Origin of the sequence: Arthrobacter sp. CC3, assembly GCF_039907775.1 — a bacterium.
Lineage (GTDB): Bacteria > Actinomycetota > Actinomycetes > Actinomycetales > Micrococcaceae > Arthrobacter.
In genome coordinates this window covers 1-11713 of sequence record NZ_JARCCY010000001.1, presented here as the reverse complement: position 1 = coordinate 11713, position 11713 = coordinate 1, and the positions used below count along the sequence as shown (strand labels likewise).

10 protein-coding genes are annotated in these 11713 nt (G+C 65.5%); 7 read left to right on the top strand and 3 right to left on the bottom strand.

Features of this window, described 5'->3' with window-relative positions; all coding sequences use genetic code 11:
• The 4 genes from PV761_RS00050 to PV761_RS00035 all read left to right on the top strand — a co-directional run.
• Positions 1 to 623, top strand: a 623-nt coding sequence (locus PV761_RS00050; RefSeq protein WP_347893377.1) for a chaplin family protein, incomplete at its 5' end; no start/stop codon positions are given.
• A gap of 233 nt (positions 624 to 856) precedes the next feature.
• Complete coding sequence (locus tag PV761_RS00045; RefSeq protein ID WP_347893375.1) at positions 857 to 2068, top strand: serine/threonine-protein kinase; 1212 nt, start codon at positions 857 to 859, stop codon at positions 2066 to 2068.
• Positions 2068 to 2568, top strand: a complete 501-nt coding sequence (locus tag PV761_RS00040; RefSeq protein WP_347893373.1) for a mucin-associated surface protein — start codon at positions 2068 to 2070, stop codon at positions 2566 to 2568. Before PV761_RS00045 ends, PV761_RS00040 begins: the two co-directional genes overlap by 1 nt.
• A gap of 230 nt (positions 2569 to 2798) precedes the next feature.
• Entirely contained in the window at positions 2799 to 3440 is a 642-nt protein-coding gene (locus PV761_RS00035; protein WP_347893371.1) for an SRPBCC family protein, read from the top strand.
• Between the two features lie 76 nt (positions 3441 to 3516).
• On the opposite strand, the gene PV761_RS00030 is transcribed toward PV761_RS00035, so the two are convergent.
• A complete protein-coding gene (locus PV761_RS00030) occupies positions 3517 to 5739 on the bottom strand; it encodes an NADP-dependent isocitrate dehydrogenase (protein ID WP_347893369.1) in 2223 nt (740 codons plus the stop codon).
• 289 nt (positions 5740 to 6028) lie between these two features.
• Between PV761_RS00030 and PV761_RS00025 the strand changes: the two genes are divergently transcribed.
• Both PV761_RS00025 and PV761_RS00020 read left to right on the top strand, forming a co-directional pair.
• Positions 6029 to 7018 carry a hypothetical protein gene (locus PV761_RS00025; protein WP_347893367.1) on the top strand — a complete coding sequence of 330 codons (990 nt, stop codon included), beginning with the start codon at positions 6029 to 6031 and terminating at the stop codon, positions 7016 to 7018.
• Positions 7019 to 7061: 43 nt separating this feature from the next.
• On the top strand, positions 7062 to 7208 hold the full coding sequence (locus tag PV761_RS00020; protein ID WP_347893365.1) for a hypothetical protein: 147 nt from the start codon (positions 7062 to 7064) through the stop codon (positions 7206 to 7208).
• Positions 7209 to 7319: 111 nt separating this feature from the next.
• Here PV761_RS00020 and purH read toward each other — a convergent pair whose 3' ends face one another.
• Positions 7320 to 8999, bottom strand: coding sequence for a bifunctional phosphoribosylaminoimidazolecarboxamide formyltransferase/IMP cyclohydrolase (purH, locus tag PV761_RS00015; protein WP_347893363.1), 1680 nt, complete (start codon positions 8997 to 8999; stop codon positions 7320 to 7322).
• A 153-nt stretch (positions 9000 to 9152) separates the two neighbouring features.
• Between purH and PV761_RS00010 the strand changes: the two genes are divergently transcribed.
• A complete protein-coding gene (locus PV761_RS00010) occupies positions 9153 to 10505 on the top strand; it encodes an MFS transporter (RefSeq protein WP_347893361.1) in 1353 nt (450 codons plus the stop codon).
• 74 nt (positions 10506 to 10579) lie between these two features.
• Here the strand turns inward: PV761_RS00010 and PV761_RS00005 are convergent, their stop codons facing one another.
• Positions 10580 to 11191 carry a hypothetical protein gene (locus tag PV761_RS00005; RefSeq protein ID WP_347893358.1) on the bottom strand — a complete coding sequence of 204 codons (612 nt, stop codon included), beginning with the start codon at positions 11189 to 11191 and terminating at the stop codon, positions 10580 to 10582.
• Positions 11192 to 11713: the final 522 nt, after the last annotated feature.

The window sequence follows — 11713 nt, the reverse complement described above, 5'->3', positions numbered from 1 at the left end:
CTGGCACCAACACGAGCGGTTCAACCACCAACGGTTCCGACGGTCTCGCCTCCGGAACCCAGGTCATCGCACCGGTCACCGCCCCCGCCACGGTAGGAACGACGTCGTTGGGCCTGCTGGGTGACTCAACGGCAACCGGCAATACCGGGACCAGCACCGCACCGGCTGGCACCAACACGAGCGGTTCAACCAACGGTTCCGACGGTCTCGCCTCCGGAAACCAGGTCATCGCACCGGTCACCGCACCGATCACGGTTGGCGGCGCGTCGGTTGGAATCGCTGGGGACTCGTCGTCCGCTGTCGTTCCTCCGGTAGTGGCTCCCCCGGCGGTCAATCCGCCTGTTGTTACGCCTCCGGTGGCCACGCCCCCATTGGTGTTCGGTCCGGCAATCGCCCCTCCGGCGGCAGCTGCTGAAGGTCCGTCACCGCTGGAACTGCCGGGCACGAATATGGCACCGGCGGCCGCCTCAGTCACTCCGTTGGCAGCCTCGGGTCGCTCCAACACAGGGGCCAACCTTCTCGCCAACACGGGAGCCAACCTTGACCTGGTAACCGCGGCCCTCCTGCTCCTCGCCGGCGGCATGATCGTCATGCTCGCACTGACCCGGCGGAGGAAGGCCTAAACTGCCGGCGGGCAGCGTGTGGCCATCACGGCCGCCCTGTCCGCCACGCCAGCTGGGCCCCTGGACTGGTCTGGCGCGGGAGGCCGCTCAGGGCATCCCGTGCCAGACCTCAGGCAGCGCCACTTCCGATCATGGAGGTCAACTACCAAGCACCCTTATGAAAATGCATACCCGTCCCCGTATTATTCTTTAGAGCGCGTTCCGAGGGGAACGCAAAAAAGGATGGGGACATCGTGGAGAGTTCGCCCAGTGATACGGCGGAGGTCCTTGGCGGCCGCTACCGTCTTGGCGACGTCATCGGACGCGGCGGCATGGCATCGGTGTATACGGCCAGGGATGAAAACCTCGGCCGCGACGTCGCATTGAAGCTCTTTGCTCCGCAGGCGGCCGACGCGGATGAGCTAAAGCGCCAAGAGGCAGAGATAGAACTGCTCGCCACCCTGAACCACCCGAGCCTCGTGACACTATTCGACGCTGGAATCGATTCCCGCGTCCCTGAAGAGCCGCGCCCTTTCCTCACCATGGAACTGATTGAGGGACAGGACCTCCGGAGCAGGATCCGGCACAGCCCGGTGCCTCTGGATGAACTGGCAGTGATCGGAGCGGGGGTAGCCGACGCCCTGGCATACGTCCATAATCTGGGCATCATCCACCGTGACATCAAGCCAGCCAACATCATGCTGGTGCAGGTCCGCCCCGGCGAACCCCTGCGCCCCAAGCTGGCGGATTTCGGCATTGCCCGGATCGTTGACGGCACGCGGTTAACAGCCACCGGAACCATGGTGGGGACAGCCGCCTACCTGAGCCCGGAACAGGCGCGCGGCGCAGACCTGGGTCCTGCCAGCGACATCTACTCCCTGGGCCTCGTGCTGCTTGAGTGCATCAAGGGAGCGGTGGAATATCCGGGCAGCGCCATTGAATCTGCAGTGGCACGCCTGCACCGCGCCCCGGGAATTCCGGACAGTATTCCCGCAGAGTGGGCAGGCCTGATCAGCTCCATGACGGCACTGGATCCCATGGACCGCCCGACGGCGGCCGATGTCGAGATCGCCCTCCGGCATGCCCTGGTGTCCCCTGAATCGATACCCGGCGCGGTGGCCCAGGAGCCCACCCGCATCCTCCCCGCACCGCCGTCGCGGCCGCCGCTTGTTGTCTCGGACAGCACGCAGGAGTTGGATTCGGTGCACGGCGCGCCCGCCCGCACAACGGCTCAGCTATCGGCCAGCGGAGGCGGCCAGCCCCGTACTGGAATCACCCGACGCATCAGCGCCGCGGGCCGCCGCAAGCTAGCTGCTGCAATAGCCGGGCTCGCACTCCTGGTAGTGGGCACCCTGATTCTTCTGACCGTCAACACGCCCAACACGCCGGAACCTGTTCAGTACCCTGCCGTTACCGGCACCTTGGGAGAACATCTGGAGCAACTACAGAAGAGTGTGGAACCGTGATGTCCATCGCAGACAACCACCATCGTCTGGTGCCGTCCCGCCGTTGGCGGACGCTCATCGCGGCCGGCCTGCTTTCGGCCGCCCTCGCCGGCTGCAGTTCCACGGCCCCCGACCTCGAAGCGGATGCCGCTGAGAAACTGCAGGCCAAAGTCCTGACAGTTTCACAGTCCGCCGCCGGCAACGACACATCCGGCGCACTCAAGTCGCTCGACGAACTCGTGGCGCAGCTTGACGCTTCAGCCGCCGATGGAAGCGTGTCGTTCAAACGCCATCAGAGCATCATGACGGCAGTCCAAGCCGTGAGGGCGGACCTCACCGCTGCGCAGGCAGCAGCGAAGGCCCAGGCTGACGCGGAAGCGGCGGCCGCCGCCAAGGCAGCAGCCGAGGCGGCAGCGGCAGAAGCTGCGAAGGCAGCTCCTGCTCCCGCCGCCGAAGTCCCCGCCCCCGCTCAAGTGGTCCCCGGAAAGGGCGAGAAAGGCAAAGGCGCCTCCGGACGCTGACGCCGGCAACGGCGCGTCTGAAACTACGTGGGGTGCTTGGTGAGGTGGACGGCCCGACCAAGGATCCCGCCGTCGTCGGCCTCCGCCCCCGAGTAGCCCTCCGGCAATTTTTCATCAGCAAACTTACTATTTGCCGAGATTGTCGCTAGGTTGGTTAAGCGCGCCCATGAAGCCGCAACGAGATCAGAACCGCGGGCCACGGGCCCGCCAGCTGAAGGAGTGATGTACGCATGGCAACTGTCCAGGAATCCATCAATGTAAGCGTCCCGCTGAGCCAGGCCTACAACCAGTGGACCCAGTTCGAGGACTTTCCGCACTTCATGAGCGGCGTGGACGACGTGCGGCAGCTCGACGACACCACGGTGCACTTCCAGACCAGCATCGGCGGTGTCAAGAGGGAATACGACGCCCGGATCACCGTCCAGCAGCCGGACCAGCGCGTGACGTGGGAGAGCCTCGACGAGCCTCGCAATGCCGGAACAGTATGGTTCGAAGCACTCAACCCGACCGAAACGAAGGTCAGCGTGGAACTCGCCTGGGAGCCCGATTCCGCGGTCGAAAAGGTGGGGGCAGCGGTGGGCCTTGATTCCCGCCAGGTGGCCTCGGACCTCAAACGCTTCAAGAAGTTCATCGAGGAACGCGAAGTGGAGACCGGCGCGTGGCGGGAGCGCGTCAGCGACGGCGCAACCAGCGGGGCTGCAGCCGGCGCGGCAACAACAGCCGCCACGACGGCGGGAATTCCGCTCGACGCCACGACTGCCGTCCCCCTCGAAGAAGCAGTGGGCTACGACAACGCGCCCACGGAGCAGCCCGTGAACACGGATCCGGATATGGCCACCGAGCCCCCGTTCGGCAAGCACGTCCAGCGCTAGCGCTGGACGCCCCGGCCAAAACAGAACGCCCCGCCTCCCGTGATGGGAAGCGGGGCGTTCTGCTTGACGGGTCCGGCTACTTGGCCAGTCCGGAGAGCACTTCGGTGAACGTCGCGGACGGACGCATCACCGAGGCAACCTTGGCAACGTCCGGGTGGTAGTAACCGCCGATGTCCACCGGTGAACCCTGCACTGCGAGCAGCTCGGCAACGATGGTGTCTTCGTTGGAGGTCAGCGCCTCGGACACGGCGGCGAAGTCGGCAGCCAGCTCGACGTCGTCGCTCTGCTTTGCCAGTTCCTGCGCCCAGAATTTGGCCAGGTAGAAGTGGCTGCCGCGGTTGTCCAGTTCCCCTACACTGCGGCGCGGGGACTTGTTTTCGAGCAGGAACGTGCCGGTGGCCCGGTCCAGGGTGTCGGCGAGAACCTGGGCACGCTTGTTGCCCGTGGTGGTGGCGAGGTGCTCGAAGCTGACGGCTAGAGCCAGGAACTCACCCAGGCTGTCCCAGCGCAAGTGGTTTTCCTTCAGCAGCTGCTGGACGTGCTTCGGAGCTGAGCCGCCTGCGCCGGTCTCGAAGAGTCCGCCGCCGTTGATCAGCGGAACCACGGACAGCATCTTGGCACTGGTGCCCAGTTCGAGGATCGGGAAAAGGTCCGTGAGGTAGTCGCGGAGCACGTTGCCGGTCACCGAGATGGTGTCCTCGCCCTTGCGGATGCGCTCGAGGGTGAAGGCCGTGGCCTTCACCGGGGACATGATTTCGATCTGGAGGCCCTCGGTGTCGTGTTCCTTAAGGTACTCCTTGACCTTGGCGATCAGGTTGGCGTCGTGGGCGCGCTCTTCATCCAGCCAGAACACGGCGGGGGTTTCGGAAGCGCGGGCGCGGGTGACGGCCAGCTTGACCCAGTCGCGGATCGGCACGTCCTTGGCCTGGCAGGCGCGCCAGATGTCGCCCGGGGCCACCTGGTGTTCGATCAGGACGGTGCCCTTGCTGTCCACGAGCTGGACGGTGCCGGCCGACTGGATCTCAAAAGTCTTGTCGTGGCTGCCGTATTCCTCGGCGGCTTGGGCCATGAGGCCCACGTTCGGCACCGTGCCCATGGTGGTGGGGTCAAAGGCGCCGTTCGCGCGGCAGTCGTCGATGACAACCTGGTAGATGCCGGCGTAGCTGCTGTCCGGAAGGACGGCCAGCGTGTCGGCTTCCTTGCCGTCCGGGCCCCACATGTGGCCGGACGACCGGATCATTGCAGGCATGGATGCGTCCACGATGACGTCGGACGGAACGTGCAGGTTGGTGATGCCCTTGTCCGAGTCCACCATCGCCAGTGCGGGACCTTCGGCGAGGCCCTTCTTGATGGCAGCCTGGACGCCTTCGCGGACGTCTTCGGGAAGCTCTTCGAGTCCGCCCAGGATGGAGGCCAGGCCGTTGTTGGCGCTCAGGCCTGCGGCGGCAAGCTGCTCGCCGTACGTGTCGAACAGTTCGGCGAAGTAGGCCTTCACCACGTGGCCGAAGATGATGGGGTCCGAGACCTTCATCATGGTGGCCTTCAGGTGTGCCGAGAACAGCACGCCCTCTTCCTTGGCGCGGACAACCTGTGCTGCCAGGAATTCGTCCAAAGCGGCGGCGCGCATCACGGTGCCGTCAACAACTTCGCCGGCCAGCACGGGGAACCCGCGCTTCAGGACCTTGACGGTGCCGTCTTCCTTGACCAGCTGGATCTTGACAGTGTCATCAGCTTCGATGACCACCGACTTTTCGTTGGCGCGGAAGTCCTCGGCGCCCATGGTGGCCACGTTGGTCTTGGACTCCGGGGTCCAGGCGCCCATGGAGTGCGGGTTCTGGCGGGCGTAGTTCTTTACGGACAGGGGCGCGCGGCGGTCGGAGTTGCCTTCGCGCAGGACCGGGTTCACGGCCGATCCCTTGATCTTGTCATAGCGTGAGCGGATGTCCGTCTCGGTGTCGGAGGAGGGGTTGTCCGGGTAGTCCGGAAGGTCGTAGCCCTGGGACTGGAGTTCGGCGATGGCGGCCTTCAGCTGCGGAATCGATGCGCTGATGTTGGGCAGCTTGATGATGTTGGCTTCCGGCTTCTTTGCCAGGTCACCCAGTTCGGCCAGGGCATCGCTGATCCGCTGTTCTTCGGTGAGGTAGTCACCGAACACGGAGATGATGCGGCCAGAGAGGGAGATGTCGCGGGTCTCCACTTCCACACCGGCAGTCGACGCGTAGGCCTCGATGATCGGCAAGAACGAGTAGGTGGCCAGCATGGGCGCTTCGTCAGTGTGGGTATAAATAATCTTGGCCATTGGTGGGGCGTCTCCTGAAGGTATACATACATCTGGAACTCTGGCGTTATTTCAACATTCTTAACTTACCCGAGCAGGGCGCGTCGGCGCCCATCGTGGCGTCCAGCGACGCGTAGCATACCCCCGACCGTCGCACTGACAGGGCCGCGGAGAGACCGGGACCACATCCCACCAGCCACAATACGAAACTCGTCTATCTATTTACAACAATTGTCACAGTGGGTAGGTTGATCTCCACCAGCGGCGGCCACCACCTGAGGCCGACGCAAACTTTCTGTTGAGGACACCCATGACGAAATCGAAGACTCTGGCCACCAGCCTCCTGAGCCTGTCCGCCGCCGCCCTGCTTGCCGTCAGTGCAGCCGCAGGGGCAACTGCCGCACCCGCATCCCCGCAGGCCCCGTCTCCCCAGGATGGCGGGCAGGTTTCCAGCCAGTCAGTGGACAGCTCAAGTGCAGCCAACTATTGGACGCCTGACCGCATGCGTACAGCGGTCCCGGGCGACGTACTGGCCGGTAAAGCACTGCAGCGCGGCAACACGTCGTCTGCTGCAACCGTGGAAAAGGGCTCGAGCACCAAGATTGCCGGCAAGGCAGGCAACGGCAAACCCGCACCCCTGCACGCCGATGAGAGTCCGGTGTCCCACATCGGCAAGGTCTTCTTCACCTTGGGCGGCAGCAACTACGTCTGCTCCGGTAACTCCGTGGTGTCCACCAACAAGAGCACCGTGTCCACCGCCGGCCACTGCATCAACGAAGGACCGGGCGCCTTCGCCACCAACTTCATCTTCGTCCCGGCCTACCTGGACGGTGCCGCGCCCTACGGCAAGTGGGCAGCCAAGGCCCTGTACGCCCCGACGCAGTGGAGCTCGGCCGGCGACATGCAGTACGACACGGGCTTCGCCGTCGTCTCGCCGCTCAACGGCCAGAGCCTTGCAGACGTTGTCGGCGCCTCCGGTGTCCAGTTCAACGCCGCCCGCGGCCTGACGTACAAGTCCTATGGCTATCCCGCAGCGGCGCCGTTCGATGGTTCCTCACTCGTCAGTTGCACCGGGCCGGCCAGCAACGATCCCAACAACCCGCAGTTCCAGTCCCAGGGCATCCCCTGCGACATGACCGGCGGATCCTCGGGCGGCCCGTGGTTCATTGGCACCAGCTCCGGCGGATACCAGAACTCCATCAACAGCTACGGTTACGGCAGCCGGTCCACGGTCATGTACGGGCCGTACTGGGGCTCCGTCATCCAGCAGGCCTACTCGAGTGCATCGTCCGCCAACTGACGCCCCCGGCACTTCGGCTGACGGCCCTTCGGCTGACGAAACCGTGAGCGTCAGCGAGATCAGCCAGGTGCCGGCGGACGTCCTCGCCTACTGGACGCCGGAGCGCATGGAAGCCGCGAAACCGCGCGGGGTCCGGTTCCCCCCGCCTGAGGCTGACGACGGACCATCCGCTGCAGCTGAAGCGGACTAACTGAATAAACGACGACGGCGACCGTCCCCTTTCGGGGGCGGTCGCCGTCGTACTCGGTCAGGTTTCGACAGGCGCAACCACCGGAGCCGGTGGCTGGGTCCGTCCGTCTTCCTAGTGGAAGAAGTGCCGCGCACCCGTGAAGTACATCGTGATGCCGGCGGCGTTGGCCGCGGCGATGACCTCGTCGTCCCGGACGGAACCGCCGGGCTGGACCACGGCGCGGACGCCGGCGTCGATCAGGATCTGCAGGCCGTCGGCGAACGGGAAGAACGCATCTGATGCTGCAACGGCACCGCGGGCGCGCTGCGGTGCGCCTGAAGCCTCCGCTGACGACGGGCCAGCTGCACCGCCGGCACCATCAACCTCGGACTCCACCGTCACACCCAGCGTGTTGGCGCGTTCCACGGCCAGCTTGCACGAGTCGAGCCGGTTGACCTGGCCCATGCCGATGCCCACGGCGGCACCGTGATCGGCGAGCAGGATGGCGTTGGACTTGGCGGCGCGGCAGGCGGTCCAGGCGAACGCAAGGTCAGCCAGCGTTGCGTCGTCCGCGGCTTCGCCGGCTGCGAGGGTCCAGTTGGCGGGGTTGTCGCCTTCGGCGTCCACCTTGTCTGCAATCTGCACGAGCACGCCGCCGGAGACCTGGCGGATTTCGGCCGGGTAGCGCCCGTAGCCCTCGGGCAGGGCCAGGAGCCGGATGTTCTTCTTCTTGGCGAGGATCTCCACGGCTTTCGGTTCGAACCCGGGGGCGATGACCACTTCGGTGAAGATGCCGGCCACGGTCTGCGCCATTCCGGCGGTGACCGTGCGGTTGGCAGCGATGACGCCGCCGAACGCGGAGACGGGGTCGCAGGCGTGGGCCTTGGCGTGGGCATCCGCGATGGGGTCCGCGGCGTCGGCGGAACCAACGGCCACGCCGCACGGGTTGGCGTGCTTGATGATGGCCACGGCGGGCTCGGCGAAGTCGAATGCGGCGCGGAGTGCGGCGTCCGCGTCCACGAAGTTGTTGTAGCTCATGGCCTTGCCGTGGATCTGGTCGGCCTGGGCGATGCCGGCAGGAGCGGCCTTGTCCACGTACAGTGCGGCCTGCTGGTGCGGGTTTTCACCGTAGCGGAGGACCTCGGAGCGCTCCAGCGCGAGGCCGGCGTACGCCGGCCAGTCGATGACGCCGTCGCCGTCCTCATCGAGGAACTGGCTGGCGGTCCAGGTGGCCACGGCGTTGTCGTAGGTGGCGGTGTGTGCGAAGGCCTTGGCAGCCAGGCGCTGGCGGGTCTTCAGGTCGAAGCCGCCTTCAGCCGCGGCGCGGACGACGTTGCCGTAGAACGTGGGGTCCACCACGATGGCGACGGCGGCGTGGTTCTTCGCCGCGGAGCGCACCATGGCGGGGCCTCCGATGTCGATCTGCTCCACGACGTCGTCCTGCGCGGCACCGGACTTCACGGTCTCCACGAACGGGTACAGGTTCACGACGACGAGGTCGAAGGCCTCGATCTCCATGCTGGCCAGCGTTTCCATGTGGGCGGGGACGCGGCGGTCGGCCAGGATGCCGCCGTGGACGCGGGGGTGCAGCGTCTTGACACGGCCGTCCAGCATTTCCGGGGAGCCGGTGACTTCCTCGACTTCCTGGACGGGAATGCCCGCCGCGGCGATCTTCTTCGCGGTGGAGCCGGTGGAGACGATCTTGACGCCTGCTTCGTGCAGGCCCTTCGCGAGCTCCTCCAGACCGGTCTTGTCGTAGACCGAGATCAGGGCTCGGCGGATGGGAACACGGTCTAGCTGCGTAAAGCTCACAAAGGTCTCCGTCTTTTGACACGGTGGGGTGCCGCGGTTGGTGGGGATGAGGCCAGTTTATCGCGTCCCGCCGGATGCCCTCCCTGCGCGCCGGTGTGTGAAGGCCGCGCGCAGACCCGCCGCTGCGACGTAGAGTTTTCCCAGGAGGCCGAGATGAATACTTACACCACTGTGCCCAACGGCGAACAGGTGGTCCAGGAACTGCCGTGGCGGTGGAGGGTGCAGGGCAGGATCTTCCTGATCGGCGGGCTGGGTTTTATGTTCGACGCCTGGGACGTGACGCTCAACGGGATCCTCATTCCGCTGCTGTCCACCCACTGGGCACTGTCCCCCGGCGATGCCGCGTGGATCGGAACGTCGAACCTGGTCGGCATGGCGCTGGGCGCATTCGCCTGGGGCACCATCGCGGACACCATCGGCCGCAAGAAGGCCTTCACTGCAACCTTGCTGATCTTCTCCCTCTTCACGGTGCTGGGTGCCTTCTCCCCCGACTTCATCTGGTTCTGCGTGTTCCGTTTCATGGCAGGTTTCGGCCTGGGCGGGTGCATTCCGGTGGACTATGCCCTGGTGGGTGAGTTCACACCGCGGAAGCAACGCGGCAAGGTCCTCACGGCGATGGACGGCTGGTGGCCGGTGGGCGCCGCGCTGTGCGGCTTCGTCTCGGCCTGGCTGGTTGCAGCGTTCGCGGACTGGAGGCTGACCATGCTGGTGATGGTGCTGCCGGCCCTGCTGGTGTTCTGGGTGCGGCGCAGCGTGCCCGAGTCTCCGCTCTTCCTCATCCGCAAGGGCCGCCGCGACGAGGCCGCCAAGGTCATCGACGACCTGGTCAAGGCCACCGGCGCCGAGCCCCGTGCCTACAGCCTGCCTGAGGCACAGGATGCCCCTCGGCTCTCCGCGGGGAGCGCCTGGCTCCAGCTGGTCCGCGTCTGGCGCTTCAACTGGAAGGTCACCGCCGCTGCCTGGTCGCTGTTCTTCAGCATCCTGCTGGTCTACTACCTGTCCCTGACGTGGATGCCGCGGATCCTGATCGGCGCCGGTTTCCAGGATTACAAGGCTTTTCTCACTACGGCATCCATGGCCGCCGTCGGGCTTCTGGGCGTGGTGGTGGCCGCCGTGCTGGTGGAGCGGGTGGGCCGCAAGTGGATCCTGGCGATTACCGGGCCGCTGTCCGCGCTGACGCTGGTGATCGTGGCGTTCGTGGTGGACATCCCGTCCGCCGCCGTGTTCTGGCTGCTGGTGTTCGGCTTCATCGTGCAGGTGGCCATCCCGGTGCTCTATACATACGTCTCCGAGCTGTACCCGACGGACCTGCGCGGCACGGGTTTCGGCTGGGCGTCCACGTTCTCCCGGCTGGGGGCAGGCTTCGGTCCGCTGATTTTCGCCTCCGTCCTGTGGCCGCAGCTGGGCCTTGCGACGTCCTTCGCCCTGGCCGGCGGGCTGGTCCTGCTGTCGGTGCTGTGGATGGCCTTCTTCGCCCCCGAGACCAAGCAGCGCACCCTGACGTAAGCAGGTCCTTCTTCTCCCCCAACTAGGTAGCAGCAGGTGTCGTTTTCAGGTCTCAAAACGACACCTGCTGCTACCTACTTGGGCAACCAGCCGCGGCCGAGGAGTGCCGAGCGGACCTTCGCTACAGCAGGCCGGGCATCACTGCCCATGTGCCGTTTGGAGATCCGGACCAGCACCCACCCGGCCCGGCCGAAATCCTCTTCGCGGGCGATGTCCCGGACGATCTGCGCAATTTCCGAATGGCCCTCACCGTCGTACTCCACCGCTACGCGGTGTTCCGGGTAACTAAGGTCCGGTCGACGGACGACGCCGGGACGCAGCTCGGTGGGCACATTCAGTTGCGGTTCGGGGAGGCCACCGTTCTCCAGGGCCAGCCGCAGGCGGGTCTCCGGAGCCGAGTCGGCTCCCACCCGGGCCTGCTCCAGGGCGAGCCGGGCCTTCCGGATGCCGGGAGTTCCCTTATGCCGGTCGAGTATGTCCGCTAGTTCCTCCATGGTGGCGTATGGGTCCGTTCGACCCTCGAATTCGGGCCGCGGAATCCTCAGCAAGTGGTCTGCCACAACGGTCAGTTCATTGATGCTCATCTTCCGCGAGCAATCCAGCCAGGTCCGCGGCCGCGAGGTAACGAGCAGCCCGTCGAGAGCGACAATTTCGTCCCCGAAGAACTGGCCACGGTGGCCACGCACGCTGGCCCGTCTGGGAATGGCCATCGTGTCTGGTCGGGAAATGTGAATAATCGGCTCGTCAGCGCCAGGCAGGAACCCCGGAAAAGACCAAAGTGTAAACGCAGTCGCGTGGGACGCTGCCGAGAATGCCGTGACCAAGGTGACCGGCCGCACCTGCCCATGGAGCCCGATACCGCCGCTTTGACGCGTCTGCCGGATCCCCCGGCTTGGCATGGTCAGCGAGCGGTGCCGTAAACGACGGCGCGTCACCCCGGCGTCGACCGCTTCCTGGTACGTGAACGCTGCGGAACTAAGGGGCCAAGGCAGCGGCTGCGGAGTCTTCATGGCCCCATGGTGGCAAATATGGTGCGAGGGCGAGGAAGTTATCCACAGGCCCGCGCACACACGACCCAACTAGGTAGCAGCAGGTGTCGTTTTGAGCGGTCAAAACGACACCTGCTGCTACCTAGTGGTGTGTCTCAGTTTTGTTTGATGGCTTCGAGAGCGACGCGGCCGCGGGCGACTTTTTTGAGGATTGAGTCT